Source organism: Achromobacter sp. K91, assembly GCF_003576205.1.
Lineage (GTDB): Bacteria > Pseudomonadota > Gammaproteobacteria > Burkholderiales > Burkholderiaceae_B > Achromobacter > Achromobacter aegrifaciens.
On record NZ_QWFB01000034.1, the window covers coordinates 45237 to 60080 of the forward strand.

The following is a 14844-nucleotide window of genomic DNA, read 5'->3' on the forward strand; positions in this document are numbered from 1 at the left end:
CACTGGAGAGCAGTCCTTGAAGGCGCTCCCCGAGAGCGTCAAAACCAACTCCTTAACCTCCTCCACCTGCTAACTGCGTACTCCATTGCGCCAGCTGGCCGGCCGTTACGCCCACGCCGCCGCACAGGATCACCGCCACCGATCGTGCGTTCTTCAGGAGATCCGAACCGCCGTCCAGCGCCGCAATCGAGGCGCCGCAGGCGGGCTCGACCAGAATGCGGTGCTCCAGCAGCACGTCCTCGCAGGCTGCCACCGCGGCGGCATCCGATACCACCACGCTCTCGATGGGATGCTCCTTCGCCAGTTCTAGCGCGCGCTCGCAGACCTGCCGCGCGCCCAATGAGGTCGCAATGGACCGGATCTCGGGCAACAGCACCGGCGCCCCCGCGCCCAGGGCCTGGGCATAGGAGTCGGCGCCGGCCGTCTCGGCCGCAATCACCGGCACTTCCGCCCAGCCATTGCGCCGCAGGCCTTCGACCACGCCGCATAGCAGCCCGCCGCCGCCGACCGAGCAGATGACCGCATCCGGCCGCCCGCCCTGCCGGGCCAGCTCGTCGATCATGGTCGCGTGCCCCTCCCACAGCAAAGGGTCGTCGAAGGGATGCAGGAACGCGTCCGCCTCGGTCATGAGTTCCAGCGCGCGGGCATTGGCCTCCATCCAGGAGGCGCCATGCACGATGACCTCCGCCCCTTCGGAGCGGATCAGGCTCTTGGCGCGCTCCGAGGTCGTGGCGGGCACCACCACCGTCACCGGCGTGGCCAGCATGCGGCCGGCGTAGGCCACCGCATAACCGGCGTTGCCGCCGGACGAAGAGATGAAGCGTCGGGCCCCGCGGGATTTGTAGATCTGGCAGGCGTGGCCTATGCCGCGGGCCTTGAACGAGCCGCTGGGCTGCAGCGCCTCCATCTTCAGGCGCACGTCCTTGCCGCTGCGCAGGGAGAAGGCGCGGGATGCGAGCGCCGGGGTTTCGATATGGATTGCCATGTTCCGTTCTTCAAAAATGGGTGAATCAGGCCGCGCTGGCCACGACGCAGCAGACGTTGCCGGGCACGACGATGCCGGGATGGCGCTTGGCGAAGATGACGCCACTGGTCCCGTAAACCAGCTCGACCGGCGCGCGGCGCGGATCGAATGTCTGGTGGATGCGGCCCGCGGGCTGGCCGGCCTCGACGGCTTCGCCATGCCGATGGTAAGCCTCGAACACACCGCGTTCGGAGGCGATGACGTAGGACTTCGCGCCGCTGACCTTGCACAGGGGCGCTGGCTGCGCCGCCAGCGGCTGGGCGCAAGCCTGGTCCAGCACGCCCCAATGCGCCAGCACGCGCAGCGCGCCGGCGCGGCACAGCGCGAGCGCACTGTCCGTCACCGTGCCGCGTCCCGCCATCTCGGTGCTGACACAGGTAAGCCCCGCCGCCACGGCCGTGGCGACGCTGGTGCGGGTATCGCCCAGCGTATCCAGCATCACGTTGAACGGCGCGCCGAAGGCCATTACGGCATCGATGTTGCGCTGGGTCTGCCCGGCGTCTTGCGACGGCTGGACCAGGGCGCTGGGAATGATGTCCAGCGACGAACCGCCGGAATGCAGGCTCAGGAACGCGTCGCCGCGCGAGAACAGCTCGTCGCTGACGTAGGCGGCGATCTGTTCCGTGATGCTGCCCGCATGGTCGCCGGGAAACGTGCGGTTCAGGTTCTTGCCGTCCAGCGGCGAGGTACGCAGGCCGGCTTCCGCTGCCGGCGCGTTGAGCGCGGGCATGACGATCAGGCGCCCCCGAATGCGGTCCAGCGGCAGGTCGCGGATGAATTCGCCCAGCACGATCTGGCCTTCGTACTCGTCGCCGTGGTTGCCGGCTTCCAGGATGACGGTGGGGCCGTCGCCATTGGCCAGCACCGCCATGGGTATGCGCACCGTGCCCCAGGCGTCTTCGTGCGGCGACTGCGGGATGTGCAGGAAGCCCGCCTGGCGTCCAGGCGCGTCGAGATCGATGTCGGTGAAGGCCGTCGCGCAGTGCGGGTTGCGTGCCGGCAGGTGCGCGACCCGCCGGTCACGCAATAACGGCGACTCGCGGAATGTCGGTTTCGTCATAGACCTTTTGGGTATACGTTATGGGGTTAAATCCGAAAATATAGGTATTTGACTGACCAGCAACAAATACTTTTGATGCTTGCTACATATGCCCGGGAGGCATGGCATGGAATTGAGACAGTTGCGCTACTTCGCAGCGGTGTGCGCAGCCGGCAGCGTGGCCGGCGCGGCGAAGGCGTTGCATATCGCCCAGCCCGCCCTGTCGCGCCAGATGATGGCGCTGGAAGAGGAATTCGGCGCGCAACTGCTGGTCCGGTTGCCGCGCGGCGTGGCGCTCACGCGCGCCGGCGAAGCGCTGCTCGCCCACGCGAAACTGATGCTGGCGGGTTCCGAAACCCTGCGGGCGCAGGTGGCGCTGGCGGCCAATGGCAAGGCAGGCTCGCTGAAGATCGGCATCATGCCCGGCTACAGCTGGCTGCCCGACCTGGGACAGGCGATCGCGGCCCTTTCGCGCGCCTCGCCCGATACCGATGTACAGCTGGAATCCGGCCTGTCGGCCTGGCAGCTCGATGCGATCAAGCGCCACGAGCTGGACGCGGGCGTCGTCGCCTGGCGCTCTCCGCTCGATGGCGAAGTGGAGGGAATGAAGATCTATGAAGACCGCATGCTGCTCGCCATGCCCGCGGCGGTGGCGCGCAACGTCGGCAAGATCCGCAGGCTCAAGGACCTGGCGGGCCAGAAGTTCATCCTGTTCCCGCGCGCCGGATCGCCCTCGCACTATGACGCGCTGGTGCGCATCCTGAAGGCCGCCGGCATTCCGTTGACGCGCCCGGCCGCCGTGGCGACCGATCTTCCCACCATCCTCGGCCTGGTGTCGGCCGGCCTGGGCTGCGCCATCATTCCCGCCTCGTTCCGGCTGCATGGTCCGGCCGGCGTGGTCTTCAAGGAAATCGGCGGCATAGACCTGACGTTCGATCTGGAGTTGGTCTGGCGCACCGACCAGCGCGATCCCTTGCTCGCCAGTTTCGTGCGCCTGTTTCCGCCGCTCTGAAAACCGTCCTAAAGGCTCATGCCGGTCGGATCCGTCCCAGGGATTTTCATATCGCGAAACCGCGCAAACTCCTTAAAATAGGCGGATTCCAGAGGGAAAAAATCAAAGGATAGAAATATGGGCTTTCTCGCCGGCAAGCGCATCCTGGTCACCGGGGTGCTTTCCAACCGATCCATCGCCTACGGCATCGCGCGCGCCTGTCACCAGCAAGGCGCCGAACTGGCGTTCACCTACGTGGGCGACCGCTTCAAGGACCGCGTAGGCGAATTCGCGGCTGAATTCGGCAGCAAGATCGTGCTGCCCTGCGATGTGGCCGAAGACAGCCAGATCGAAGGCGCCTTCGCCGAACTCGGCCAACACTGGGACGGCCTGGACGGCCTGGTGCACTCCATCGGTTTCGCCCCGCGCGAAGCCATCGCCGGCAACTTCCTCGACGGCCTGTCGCGTGAAGGTTTCCGCATCGCACATGACATCTCGGCCTACAGCTTCGCCGCCATGGCCAAAGCCGCGCTGCCGCTGATGGAAGGCCGCAACGGCTCGGTGCTGACGCTGACCTACCTGGGCGCCGAACGCGTGGTTCCGAACTACAACACCATGGGCCTGGCCAAGGCCTCGCTGGAAGCCAGCGTGCGCTACCTGGCCACGGCGCTGGGCCCGCGCGGCATCCGCGCCAACGGCATTTCCGCCGGCCCCATCAAGACGCTGGCCGCCAGCGGCATCAAGGACTTCTCGGCCATCCTGAAGTTCGTGGAAGCCCAGGCTCCCCTGCGTCGCAACGTCACCATCGAAGACGTGGGCAACGTCGCCGCCTTCATGCTGTCGGACCTGGCCGCCGGCGTGACGGGCGAGATCACCCACGTGGATGCCGGTTTCTCGACCATCGTCCCGGGCATGGAAGACTGAATCCGCCCGCGGCGGGGCCGCCGGCCCCTGCCGCCGCAACCGGCCTCGTCAGGCCGGCTGCACCACCACGGTGGACACCTGCACGTCCACCGCCGTCATCAGCTTGTGCACCGGGCACTTCTCGGCCACCGCCAGCAGTTCGTCGATCTGCGCGTCGGACAGCTCGCCGTTCAGCGTCAGCTTGGCCGTCAGGCGGTAGATCCCCTTGCGCTCCTCGCTGGCGTCGCGCACCACTTCCACGCCCACCGATTCCAGCGGCAGGCCCTTGCGCTGCGCGTAGACCATCAAGGTCATGGCCTTGCAGCCGCCCAGGGCGGTGTCGAAGTAGTCGTGGGGGTCGGGGCCGGCGCCGGCAGGCTGGGGCATGTCCAGCGGCAGATCGTGGCCTTCGGCCGTGGCGGTGAATTGCAGCGTGTTGGGCGCATTTTGGCTCACGCGGATGCTCATGGGTCCTGTCTCCTGGTAACGGGGTCCTGACGGGCAGCCGCCGCGGCCGCCCCAGACCACGTTGTATCACCTGGCGGGCGCTCCAAGGACGTCGCCCGCGCAAGCAACTGACTGTAAGCTGAACTTCTGCCTCCCGCTCCGGTCGGATATCTCTATCCGCAATACCTGAGCAAACGTTAAAGGGGGCCGCATGAGCGCCAGACAACTTCTCGATCAACTGCTGCAGTCCGGGCAAGGGCTGCTGTCGGACACCACCAATCGCGTGCAGAACGCCACGGGCGGCAAGGGTTCGTCCTTCCTGACCGGCCTGGGCGGCGGCGCGTTGGGCGCGGGCGCGCTCGGACTGCTGCTGGGAAGCAAGAAGGCCCGCAAGATCGGCGGCAAGGTTGCCATGTACGGCGGCATGGCGGCGCTGGGCGCCCTGGCCTATCGCGCCTATGGCGACTGGCAACGGAGCCAGGCTGGCGCGCCGGCCGCTCCCCCGCAGACGCTGGACCGCCTGCCCGCGCCCCAGGCCGAGCAGCACAGCACGGCGGTGCTGACCGCCATGATCGGCGCGGCCAAGGCCGACGGCCACATCGGCCCGGAAGAACGCGCGCTGCTCGAAACTGAACTATCCAAGCTGTCGTCGGACGCGCAAGACCGCCGCTGGCTTGAAGCCGAACTGTCGCGCCCCCTGGATCCGTCCGTGATCGCGCAAGCCGCGCAAACGCCGGAAATGGCGGCCGAGATGTACCTGGCCAGCCTGCTGGTGGTGGATGAGGAAAGCTATATGGAACGCGCCTATCTGGACGAACTGGCGCGCCAGCTCAAGTTGCAGCCGGGCCTGAAGGAACAGCTGGAACAGCACGCCCGGGCCGCCGCCGCGGCCTGAGTCCGGCCGGCCTGCGCCCGGCTCAGTCGGCGCGCAAGCCGATCGCCTGCGTCAGGGCGGTGTATCGGTCAATATCCGCGTCGATCATGGCCTGGAATTCACGCGGGGTGCTGCTGGCGGGCGTAAAGCCCTGTTCGCGCAGCGCCGCCTGCACCTCGGGGCGCTGGACGATCTTCGCCACTGCCGCATTCAACTTGGCCACCACCGCGGGCGGCGTGGCCGCCGGCGCCAGCAGGCCATGCCACTGGTCCAGCGCGTAGCCGGGCACGCCCTGCTCGGCCACCGTCGGCACCGACGGCAACAGCGGCGAGCGCGCCGGCGAGGTCACGGCCAGCGCCCGCAACTTGCCGGCCGCAATCAAAGGCGCGGCGCTGGACGCGGTGACCACGCCCATTCCAACCTGGCCGGCGGTCACGTCGGTGAGCGCCGGTCCGCAACCCTTGTAAGGCACGTGCTGCAAAGGTGCGCCGGTGGCGCGCGCCAGCATCTCGCCGGCCAGGTGTTGCGGCGTGCCGTTGCCGCAGGACGCGAACGGCAGCGGGCGGTCCGGCGTGGCGGCGGCCAGCGCATCGTCCAGGCTGCGCCAGGGCGAAACCGCCGGCACCACATACACCGACGGCACGAAGGCCACGTTGATGACCGCCGCGAAATCCTGCTTGGGCGAGAAGCCCAGATTGCTGTAGACCCCCGGATTGATCGCGAAGGAACTATTGACCATCAGCAGCGTATGGCCGTCAGCTGGCGCTTCGGCCACGGCGCGCGCGCCGATGTTGCCGCTGGCCCCAGGACGGTTTTCCACCACCACCGCCATGCCGAACTGCTCCTGCAGGCTGGCGCCGATGCGGCGCGCCAGCAGGTCGGTACCGCCACCCGGCGGAAACGTCACCACGATGGTGATGGGGTGCGAAGGATAAGCGGCGTCCTTGGGCGCTTCGCCCGAGGGTGAATTGCCGCAGGCGGCCAGGGGCAAAACCAGGAATGCGAGAACAGAGCTAAGCAGGCGATTCATGATGCGGGCTTGCAAGCGTCCCTGCGCGGCATGCGCGCGGGGGCATGGGCAATGCCGGCCGGCGGCCGGCGGAAAGGTCAGGCGTCCAGGCCGATGTCGAGTACCTTGGCGCTATGGGTGATCCAGCCCACCGCGATCTGGTCCACCCCGGTGGCCGCCACCGCCGCGGCGGTTTCGGGCGTGATGCGCCCCGAAGCCTCGGTGATGGCCCGGCCGCGCGCCATGGCCACGGCGCGGCGCAGATCGTCCAGGCTCATGTTGTCCAGCAGCACCACATCCACGCCCAGGGACAGCGCCGTTTCCAACTGCTCCAGCGTGTCCACTTCCAGTTCGATCTTGACCATGTGGCCGATGCCGGCGCGCGCCCGCTCGACCGCCGTCGCGACCCCGCCCGCCAGCGCGATGTGGTTGTCCTTGATCAGTACCGCGTCGTCCAGGCCGTGGCGGTGATTGCTGCCGCCGCCGACACGCACCGCGTACTTCTGCACGGCGCGCAGGCCCGGCATGGTCTTGCGGGTGCAGGTAACGCGGGCGCCGTAGCCTTCGATGGCGCGGGCGATGGACGCAGTGGCGCTGGCCACGCCGCTCAGATGGCACAGGAAGTTCAGCGCCACGCGCTCGGCCGTCAGCATGGCGCGGGCGTTACCGCTGATGCGGGCGATTTCCGCGCCTGGCTGCAATTCGCTGCCGTCGCGCAGCGCAACGTCGAACTTGATGCCCGGGTCCATGGCGCGAAACGCCAGGCGGGCCAGGTCCAACCCGGCCAGCACGCCTTCCTGCCGCGCGACCAGACGGGTCTGCGCCGTGGCGTCGGCGGGCACGATGGCGTCGGTGGTCAGGTCCCCGGCGCGTCCCAGGTCCTCGAGCAAGGCCGCGCGCACCAGCGGCTCCAGCATGACTTCCGGCAGAGGGGGAACGGGCAGTCGGGCGATGGTCATAGGCGCTTCGGCTTTAATGCTCATTTTGAGTATTTACCAGTTAAAAAAAGGCGCGCGGAGACTGCGCACCACTTATGCTAGAGACGAGCATAAGGCTTGTCAAGCGTCAGCCATTTTCCGTCCAGTTTGAAATAGCTTGTGTGATCGATTAAATTTTAATCACTGTGATTATTTCGAGATCATTAGCGTGTCATCGAGTCCGAAATCTGCCTCGCGCTGATCACGGCGTCGCCAGGAGCAGGGCAAGATCAAGTTCTTAGACCAACCCGCGTATTGGCGAACAACTGTTCCAATTCGAACCACGAGAGGTGAGAAGAATCCTGGTTGGAGAGTACGAGATTCGCTACGAAAACCAGGATGCGGTTGTCCACGTGCTGCGGCTGTGGCACACCCGCGAGAACCGCTAAAACTCTTGGGTGACTTGGACTCTCAAGCGTGATGCATCTCAACGTCACATCGCCCGAGACAACGGCAATTTGCTCCCCGCAATAGCGCGCTCCAGCAGCACGTCACGACGAAAACGGAACAGCTTGGCCGGCCTGCCGGCCGTGCCCGTGGCCATTTCGCCCGTCTCTTCGACCAGCGCCTGCTGCTCGATGAGGCGGCGGAAATTCTGCTTGTGCAGGCCGCGCCCAGCCAGCGCCTCCACGGCCAACTGCAATTGCAGCAGGGTGAACTGCGCGGGCATCAACTCGAACACCACGGGGCGGTACTTGATCTTGGCGCGCAGCCGCGCGATGCCGGTGGCCAGGATGCGACGGTGGTCGTGGCGCATGGGTTCGCCCGGCACCACGGCGCCCTTGCCCCCGCGCCGCGCCGCTTCGGGCACCAGCCCCGCTTCGAACAGCAGCTCGTAGCGCTGCAGCACCATGTCCTCGTTCCAGGGCGAGCCGTCCAGTCCGAAGGTGATGGCGGCGCGTTGGCGGCGGCGCATGCGCACGGCCGCATCGCCACTGTCTTCGCACCAGGCGGCCAGACGCGGGACGATTATTTCTTCCACCAGCGCGGGCGTGCCCGTGCGCTGGTCTTCCCAGGGGAAGTAGCGGTACCAATCCTGCCAGCCGACTTGCGCCACGCCGGTCTCGCCCGCCTCGCGCGTCAGGCCCAGGTAGCTGACCGACATCACGCGCGCGCCCGATTCATCGGAGCGGTCGCCGTCGGCGAAGGTGTAGAGCTGCTCCACGTAACCCAGCGGGTGATGGGTCTGCTCCTCCACCCAGGCGCGCAGCCCGGCCTGCAGCGAACGGTGCGACAGCTTGAAGGGACCGGCCGGCAAGGCGCGCGCATCGTCGGTCGTCAACACCCGCGGCTCGCCGTTGGTGACGGCGACCAGCACGGCAACGAGTTCAGCATGGACGGAGCGTTCGACGGATTCAGTCAAGGTAGGCTTATGGAAAGTGAGAAACCGGGCGGCTTGCGGCAAGCCGAGAGGCGTCGGAAATTATAAGGGTCGGGCTCCTGCAACAGCCCCTTGCAAACGTGACAGGCATTCCTGCTCCCAGCCGGCCGCACGGCCCTAAGATGGAAGTGGCAACCAGGCGCGTCGCCATCCCGGGACGCCCGCAAGCGGAGCAGACATCATGTTGAAAACCGCCCCCGATCCGCAGGCGGCCAAGGCCGCTGAAACGGAACAACCCGTCGCCGTCGACCCGCGCAAAGGCACCGAAATCCTGCCGATGGCGGATCACAGCAAAGAGGTCGCCGGCATGCCAAGGCGCGGACGCGCCATGGCGGAACCTGGCGAACCCGGCATCATCACCCCGGAAGATGACGTGCTGGATACGTCTTACGAAAACCGCAAGAGCTGAGCCGACGCGATGGCCAGATGATACGCGAGCCCGAGCGCGGCCCCTGCCGCGCTCAGGTCGCGTCCGGCTGCGCCTGGAAGCCGCGCGCCAGGATCTCCACGAAGGCCTCGGTCACCGACGACGGCGCGGTCTGCGCGGGGTAAGCCATGCTGACGCGCACCGGCAGGCGCGGCGTGAACGGCCGTATCGCCAAACGGTCCGCGAACACCGCGGCGATGTAGGGATTGACCACGCCCAGGCCGCTGCCGGCGGCTGCCAGCGCGCAGATGGTGGATGAATAGGTGGTCTCGATTTCCGAGGCGGGCTGCACCTGATGTTCCTGCATCGCGCCGCGCAGCTGCAGATAGACGTCGTCATCCGCGTTCAGCACCAGCAGGCGGCGCCCGTCCAGGTCCATGATGTCGACGGACGGCTGCGCGGCCAGCGGATAGTCGGGCCGCATCACGCAAACCGCCGCGCTTTCGTGCAAGGCCTGCATTTCCAGCTGTGCGCCGTCCATGGGCGCCGTAGTCACCACCAGGTCGTAGGTGCCGTGCAGCAACCCTTCCCGCAGATACTGGCTGCCCACGGTCTGCATGTTGATGTGGACCTCGGGATAGCGCTGCGCGAAGGTCTCGATCGCGCCGGGCAGCACGCCCAGGCCCAGCGCCGGGGTGCAGGCCAGCCGCAGCACGCCGCTGCCGCTGCGCCGCATCGCAGCAACGCGGTCCTCGATGCGCTCCAGCCCCACGAAGTGCCGCTGCACGGTATCGAACAGATCCTTGGCCTCGCGCGTGGGTCGCAAGCGGCCGCGCTCCATGTCGAACAGCTTCAGGCCGCTGGCCTGCTGCACCTGCGCCAGCAGCCGGCTGACCGAAGGCTGGGTGGTGCGCAGCATCTGCGCCGCGCCGGTAGTGGTGCCGGCCAGCATGACCGCATGGAAGGCTTCGATCTGGCGGAAATTCAGGGGTCGGCTCATGGCGGGCAATGTATAGCAAACTTGCATAGCCTATGTTGAAAAAAGAATTTTTTCAAATACATGATGACTCCTACACTGGTTTTCCCAAGGGCGCCGCCAGATGCGCCCCCCGCACTACCCAACCTTCCAGGGGAAACCACATGAACCTCCGCCGCTCCTGGCGCCAACTCCTGCAAACGCTGTGCCTGGGCCTGACGACAGCCGCCCTGCCGCTGGCCGCGCACGCGCAAGCCAACTATCCCGACCGCCCGGTGCGCATCATCGTGCCCTTCACCGCGGGCGGCAGCTCCGATATCCAGGGACGGCTGTTGGCCGAACACCTGGGCAAGCTCTACGGCCAGTCGGTAGTGGTGGAAAACCGCCCCGGCGCGGGCGGGCACATCGGCGGCAAGTTCGTCGCCGACTCGGGGCCGGACGGCTATACGCTGCTGCTGGGCTCCATCGGCCTGCATGCCACCTACGGGGTCTACAAGAACCTCAACTACCAACCCGCCCGCGATCTGAAGCTGATCACCATCGTGGCCGAGATGCCGCACGTGGTGGTGGCCAACCCCGCGCTGGAAGCCAACACCCTGGCCGAACTCACCGCGCTGGCAAAGGCCAAGCCGGAAACGCTGCACTTCGGCTCGGCCGGCGTGGGCTCGTCCGTGCACATGGTGGGCGAGCTCTACAAGATGGCCGCGCAGGCGCCCATCGTGCACATCCCGTACCGCGGTAGCTCGGCCGCCACCAACGACCTGCTGGGCGGCCAGATCCAGTTGCTGTTCGAGAACGTGCCCACCACCATCGGCTACATCCAGGCCAAGAAGCTGAAGGCGCTGGCCATCACCGGCGCCACGCGTTCGCCAGCCCTGCCCGACGTCCCCACCGTCGCCGAAGCAGGCCTGCCCGGCCTGACCGTGACGTCCTGGACCACGCTGGCCGCCAGCAAGGACGTACCGGACGCTCTGATCGAAAAGATCAGCGCCGACCTGCGCCGCGTCTACGCCGACCCGGCATTCCGCGAAGGCCTGGAGCGCCTGGGCATGACTCCTGTGGGCAACAACCCCGCCGACGCGCGCGCCTTCGTCGAACGCGAACGCGCCCGCTGGAACAAGGTCATCGAAACCGAACACATCACTGCGGGCTGAACGCCCGGGGCGGCGCCTGCGCCGCCCTTTTTTCTTTCCGACTTCCTCTTTGCCCTGCCATCCATGAACCGCATGCTCGCCACGCCCATCGCCTGCCGCCGCCTGGGCGCCACGCCGCACCATCATTTCTTCGGCTACTACAACAAGACCGTCTGGCATCGCGACGGCCGCTATCTGCTGGCCAACCGCACGCCGTTCAAGGACGCGCGGCTCACGCCCGAGTTGAGCGCCGAGGTGGGTTACTTCGATCTCCAGGACGGCGACCGCTACCACGTCGTGGGCAGCACCACGGCCTGGAACTGGCAGATGGGCTGCCAACTGCAATGGCTGGACGGCGAGTCCGAGCCGCAGATGATCTACAACTGCCGCCGCGACGACGACGGCGGCTTCTATCCGGGCTTCCGCTCCGCGATCCACAACGTCGCCACCGGCCAGACGCGCCACCTGCCGCTGCCCATCTACGTGGCCGCGCCCAACAGCCGCTACGCGCTCTGCGTGGATTACCGCCGCCTCTACATCACGCACGAGACCATCGGCTACAGCGAACACGCGCCCGGCCCCGTGGACTACGCCCCAGCCGACGACGGCATCCACAGCATGGACCTGGAAAGCGGCGCGCACCGCCTGCTGGTCAGCTACGCCGACCTGCGCAACTTCCATCCGCGCGACTCGATGGAGCGCGCCATCCACTGGGTCAGCCATATCGAGATCAATCCTTCGTCCTCCCGCATCCTGTTCCTGCACCGCTGGACCGAACGCGTCAAGGACGAGACCTGCTTCCTGCACCGGCTGATCACCATGAACGCCGACGGCAGCGACATGCGCCTGCTGGAATGCTCCGACCATCCGCTGCCGCAACTGGCCGACGACTTCGATCCCGGCGCGGTCGGCACGTTCGACTACGAGAAATCCGAATACCAGATCTCGCACCCGCTGTGGCGCGACGACCAGACCATCATCGTGTGGGGCCCGCATGACGGCAGCATCCACTACCACCTCTACCGCGATGCGCCCGGCGGCGCGGTCCAGGTCGTGGGCGACGGCGTGCTGACGGAGAACGGCCACATGACCTACTCTCCCGTGAACACGCGCTGGCTGCTCAGTGACACCTATCCGGACTCGACCACGCACGAGCGCATCCTGTTCCTCTACGACATGCAGACCGGCCTGCGCCATTCGCTGGGCAGCTTCTACGCCGATCCCAATCTGTCCAAGGAAAACCGCTGCGACCTGCATCCGCGCTGGAGCCGCGACGGCACGCAGGTCTGCATCGACTCCGTGCACGAAGGCGAGCGGCAGATGTATGTGCTGGACGTCACGCCCATCGTCGGGCCGCAAGACTGACAATCGCAACGCCGCCGCCTCAACCGGAATTCCGATCACGGACTCGGTCAGGCGGCGGACTACCCACTTAACCATAAGGACTTCACACTATCGTCACCCCGTTGTAACGACCGATCTTTAACCTCGCTTTCGTTTTGCTTACAAACAATTGAGCGACTCGATCGCGACACTATGAGGTTGGAATGTCTTACTTGACTGATAAATTGCGCGCCCCCTATCGCGAAGCCCAAGACGAAGTCACCGTTCCCGGGCAGATGTTCGACGAAATCGTCGCCGCGAATCCCCAGCGCCGCACTTTGCTGAAGAACAGCTTCGGCCTGTCAATGCTGTCCGTGTTCGGCGCATCGACCCTGCTGACCGCCTGTGGCGGCAGCGACGATGACGACGACGACACCTCCGGCAACGAGCCGGGCGAAGGCGGCACCAAGCCGCCCCCCGGCCCCGACTATTCCGTCACGTTCACCCCGCTGGCCGACAAGATCGTCGCCGACACCGTCACGGTTCCCGCAGGTTACGTGGCCGAAGTGCTCTACTCCGCCGGCGACAAGTGCATGATCGGCTCGGCTGGCTACGCCGGCGTGCCGCAGTCCTATCCCGCCACGGAAACCCAATCCGGCGGCCAGCACGATGGCATGCACTTCTATGCCCTGCCCGGCGTGGACCCCAACCAGGGCGGCCTGCTGGTGCTGAACCATGAAGCGCTGGACGACGAGACCCTGGACCAGAGCGTCGAGGGCGTGAAGACCCGCCTGTCCAACGTCGGCGTGTCCGTCATCGAAATCGCGCGCAGCGCCAATGGCGCATGGGCCGTCAAGACCGACTCGCGCTACAACAAGCGCTACACCGGCAACACCGTCTACAACGTCAGCGGTCCGGCCAAGTCCGTCGTGGGCGACACCGTCGTCGGCACGCTGAACAACTGTTCCAGCGGCGACACGCCCTGGGGCACCTATCTGACCTGCGAAGAAACGCTCAACAACTACCACTACAAGACCGGCGACGCCGGCAAGCCGGCCGACGAAGGCTATGGCTGGGTGGTGGAAATCGATCCCCAGAACCCGGATTCGACCGCCGTCAAGCGCACCGCGATGGGCCGCTTCAGCCATGAAAACACGGCCTTCATGCTGGACGAGAACAACCGTGTTGCTTTCTACATGGGCGACGACACCACGCCTGGCTGCATCTACAAGTTCGTGCCGAGCAAGCCGTACGATCCCGCCAACCGCGCCGCCAACATGGGCCTGCTGGACGAAGGCACTCTGTACGCCGCGCGCTTCAATGACGACGGCAGCGGCAACTGGGTCGAACTGACCGTGGGCAAGAACAACCTGACCGCCGGCGCCACCGATCCCGGCAACTTCACGCAGGTCGCCAGCGGCACCGTGATCACCGGCAAGCTCGTCAACTTCAATACGCAGGCCGACGTGCTGGTCAACACCGGCGCCGCCGCCCGCGTCGCCGGCGCCACGCTGATGGACCGCCCGGAATGGATCACGGTGGGCGTGGACAAGACCGTGTACTGCACGCTGACCAACAACGGCAGCCGCAAGCGCACCAGCGCCGCCAACCCGCGCGTCAACAACTCGCACGGCCACATCATCCGCTGGCACGAGCGCGGCGACTCGCCCCTGGCCACCACCTTCGAGTGGGACCTGCTGCTGCTGGCCGGCCGCGACAAGGCCGACGGCGTGGCCGCCAACCTGACGGGCAACGTCAACGGCGACACCTTCTCCAGCCCCGACGGCATCCGCGTCGACCCCAAGGGCCGCCTGTGGGTCCAGACCGACGCCGGCACCAGCGCCTCGACCACGGACTTCTTCGGCAACAACTCGATGTACTACATCGACCAGAAGACCGGCGAATCCAAGCGCTTCCTGGTCGGCCCGCTGGGCTGCGAAATCACCGGCATCGCCTACACGCCGGACCTGACCACGTTCTTCATCAACATCCAGCACCCGGATCAAACGTGGAACACGTTGCGCGCAGGCGGCGGCGATGCGCGCTCGGCTACGGTGGTGGTGCGGCGCACTGATGGGAAACCGGTGGGCGCGTAAGCGTTCCGGTCCAAGACGCCGCCCGGCAAATTACGCCGGGCGGCGTTTTTTTATGCCGCGAAAATGCAAAAAACCCGCAAGGCTTGAGCGCTTGCGGGTTTTTTGTGTACTGCTTTGCAGTGCGAATCCTGGCGGACAGAGGGGGATTCGAACCCCCGATACGCTTTTGACGTATACACGCTTTCCAGGCGTGCGCCTTCAACCACTCGGCCACCTGTCCTATCTGCGATTTTCGCTGCGGGCAAGCCGCTGCAGAAAATGCGAATCCGCGATTCTAGCAGATTTCGCACAACGCCGACAAGCG

The 14844-nt window shown here is 66.4% G+C and carries 14 protein-coding genes, 1 tRNA gene and 1 pseudogene; 8 read left to right on the plus strand and 8 right to left on the minus strand.

Translation table 11 applies throughout. From position 1 onward, the window contains the following. Positions 1-52 precede the first annotated feature (52 nt). Together DXK93_RS17245 and DXK93_RS17250 are read right to left on the minus strand one after the other, a co-directional pair. A complete protein-coding gene (locus DXK93_RS17245; protein WP_119450690.1) occupies positions 53-985 on the minus strand; it encodes a pyridoxal-phosphate dependent enzyme in 933 nt (310 codons plus the stop codon). 25 nt (positions 986-1010) lie between these two features. Beyond that, positions 1011-2084, minus strand: coding sequence for a succinylglutamate desuccinylase/aspartoacylase family protein (locus tag DXK93_RS17250; RefSeq protein WP_054458434.1), 1074 nt, complete (start codon positions 2082-2084; stop codon positions 1011-1013). A gap of 106 nt (positions 2085-2190) precedes the next feature. Between DXK93_RS17250 and DXK93_RS17255 the strand changes: the two genes are divergently transcribed. Beyond that, positions 2191-3075 carry a LysR family transcriptional regulator gene (locus DXK93_RS17255; RefSeq protein WP_158598563.1) on the plus strand — a complete coding sequence of 295 codons (885 nt, stop codon included), beginning with the start codon at positions 2191-2193 and terminating at the stop codon, positions 3073-3075. Between the two features lie 117 nt (positions 3076-3192). Next, positions 3193-3978: an enoyl-ACP reductase FabI gene (fabI, locus tag DXK93_RS17260; protein ID WP_013391441.1), complete on the plus strand. Its 786-nt coding sequence runs from the start codon at positions 3193-3195 to the stop codon at positions 3976-3978. Between the two features lie 48 nt (positions 3979-4026). On the opposite strand, the gene DXK93_RS17265 is transcribed toward fabI, so the two are convergent. Then, on the minus strand, positions 4027-4425 hold the full coding sequence (locus tag DXK93_RS17265; protein ID WP_054458431.1) for an OsmC family protein: 399 nt from the start codon (positions 4423-4425) through the stop codon (positions 4027-4029). A gap of 190 nt (positions 4426-4615) precedes the next feature. Here DXK93_RS17265 and DXK93_RS17270 point away from each other — a divergent pair, with 190 nt between their 5' ends. Continuing rightward, the gene (locus DXK93_RS17270; protein WP_054458430.1) at positions 4616-5299 is read left to right on the plus strand and encodes a tellurite resistance TerB family protein; all 684 of its coding nucleotides are present in this window, start codon (positions 4616-4618) and stop codon (positions 5297-5299) included. A 22-nt stretch (positions 5300-5321) separates the two neighbouring features. On the opposite strand, the gene DXK93_RS17275 is transcribed toward DXK93_RS17270, so the two are convergent. Both DXK93_RS17275 and nadC read right to left on the minus strand, forming a co-directional pair. Beyond that, on the minus strand, positions 5322-6308 hold the full coding sequence (locus DXK93_RS17275; RefSeq protein WP_119450692.1) for a tripartite tricarboxylate transporter substrate binding protein: 987 nt from the start codon (positions 6306-6308) through the stop codon (positions 5322-5324). Positions 6309-6385: 77 nt separating this feature from the next. After that, positions 6386-7270 (minus strand): carboxylating nicotinate-nucleotide diphosphorylase, encoded by an 885-nt coding sequence (gene nadC / locus DXK93_RS17280; RefSeq protein ID WP_119450693.1) that lies wholly within the window; start codon positions 7268-7270, stop codon positions 6386-6388. 236 nt (positions 7271-7506) lie between these two features. Here nadC and DXK93_RS17285 point away from each other — a divergent pair. After that, positions 7507-7653 (plus strand): annotated as a pseudogene (locus DXK93_RS17285) (type II toxin-antitoxin system RelE/ParE family toxin); the annotation flags it as partial. 44 nt (positions 7654-7697) lie between these two features. Here the strand turns inward: DXK93_RS17285 and DXK93_RS17290 are convergent. Continuing rightward, positions 7698-8627: a hypothetical protein gene (locus tag DXK93_RS17290; protein ID WP_119450695.1), complete on the minus strand. Its 930-nt coding sequence runs from the start codon at positions 8625-8627 to the stop codon at positions 7698-7700. A 199-nt stretch (positions 8628-8826) separates the two neighbouring features. Here DXK93_RS17290 and DXK93_RS17295 point away from each other — a divergent pair, with 199 nt between their 5' ends. Beyond that, entirely contained in the window at positions 8827-9054 is a 228-nt protein-coding gene (locus DXK93_RS17295; protein WP_054458424.1) for a hypothetical protein, read from the plus strand. A gap of 52 nt (positions 9055-9106) precedes the next feature. On the opposite strand, the gene DXK93_RS17300 is transcribed toward DXK93_RS17295, so the two are convergent. Further along, positions 9107-10012 carry a LysR substrate-binding domain-containing protein gene (locus DXK93_RS17300; RefSeq protein ID WP_119450696.1) on the minus strand — a complete coding sequence of 302 codons (906 nt, stop codon included), beginning with the start codon at positions 10010-10012 and terminating at the stop codon, positions 9107-9109. A gap of 140 nt (positions 10013-10152) precedes the next feature. On the opposite strand from DXK93_RS17300, the gene DXK93_RS17305 reads away from it, so the two are divergent. The 3 genes from DXK93_RS17305 (at position 10153) to DXK93_RS17315 (ending at position 14540) form a co-directional block, all read left to right on the plus strand. Then, positions 10153-11142, plus strand: a complete 990-nt coding sequence (locus DXK93_RS17305; protein ID WP_119450697.1) for a tripartite tricarboxylate transporter substrate binding protein — start codon at positions 10153-10155, stop codon at positions 11140-11142. Between the two features lie 63 nt (positions 11143-11205). Next, the gene (locus tag DXK93_RS17310) at positions 11206-12486 is read left to right on the plus strand and encodes a hypothetical protein (RefSeq protein WP_119450698.1); all 1281 of its coding nucleotides are present in this window, start codon (positions 11206-11208) and stop codon (positions 12484-12486) included. A gap of 182 nt (positions 12487-12668) precedes the next feature. Continuing rightward, the gene (locus DXK93_RS17315) at positions 12669-14540 is read left to right on the plus strand and encodes a PhoX family phosphatase (RefSeq protein WP_119450699.1); all 1872 of its coding nucleotides are present in this window, start codon (positions 12669-12671) and stop codon (positions 14538-14540) included. 129 nt (positions 14541-14669) lie between these two features. Here DXK93_RS17315 and DXK93_RS17320 read toward each other — a convergent pair. Continuing rightward, a tRNA-Ser gene (locus tag DXK93_RS17320) sits at positions 14670-14760 on the minus strand. Between the last annotated feature and the right edge of the window lie 84 nt (positions 14761-14844).

Bases quoted from the DNA above. Each gene is read 5' to 3' on its own strand.
- DXK93_RS17245 (WP_119450690.1), bottom strand. From the start codon at position 985: ATGGCAATCCATATCGAAACCCCGGCGCTCGCATCCCGCGCCTTCTCC.
- DXK93_RS17250 (WP_054458434.1), bottom strand. From the start codon at position 2,084: ATGACGAAACCGACATTCCGCGAGTCGCCGTTATTGCGTGACCGGCGG.
- DXK93_RS17255 (WP_158598563.1), top strand. From the start codon at position 2,191: ATGGAATTGAGACAGTTGCGCTACTTCGCAGCGGTGTGCGCAGCCGGC.
- fabI (WP_013391441.1), top strand. From the start codon at position 3,193: ATGGGCTTTCTCGCCGGCAAGCGCATCCTGGTCACCGGGGTGCTTTCC.
- DXK93_RS17265 (WP_054458431.1), bottom strand. From the start codon at position 4,425: ATGAGCATCCGCGTGAGCCAAAATGCGCCCAACACGCTGCAATTCACC.
- DXK93_RS17270 (WP_054458430.1), top strand. From the start codon at position 4,616: ATGAGCGCCAGACAACTTCTCGATCAACTGCTGCAGTCCGGGCAAGGG.
- DXK93_RS17275 (WP_119450692.1), bottom strand. From the start codon at position 6,308: ATGAATCGCCTGCTTAGCTCTGTTCTCGCATTCCTGGTTTTGCCCCTG.
- nadC (WP_119450693.1), bottom strand. From the start codon at position 7,270: ATGAGCATTAAAGCCGAAGCGCCTATGACCATCGCCCGACTGCCCGTT.
- DXK93_RS17295 (WP_054458424.1), top strand. From the start codon at position 8,827: ATGTTGAAAACCGCCCCCGATCCGCAGGCGGCCAAGGCCGCTGAAACG.
- DXK93_RS17300 (WP_119450696.1), bottom strand. From the start codon at position 10,012: ATGAGCCGACCCCTGAATTTCCGCCAGATCGAAGCCTTCCATGCGGTC.
- DXK93_RS17305 (WP_119450697.1), top strand. From the start codon at position 10,153: ATGAACCTCCGCCGCTCCTGGCGCCAACTCCTGCAAACGCTGTGCCTG.
- DXK93_RS17310 (WP_119450698.1), top strand. From the start codon at position 11,206: ATGAACCGCATGCTCGCCACGCCCATCGCCTGCCGCCGCCTGGGCGCC.
- DXK93_RS17315 (WP_119450699.1), top strand. From the start codon at position 12,669: ATGTCTTACTTGACTGATAAATTGCGCGCCCCCTATCGCGAAGCCCAA.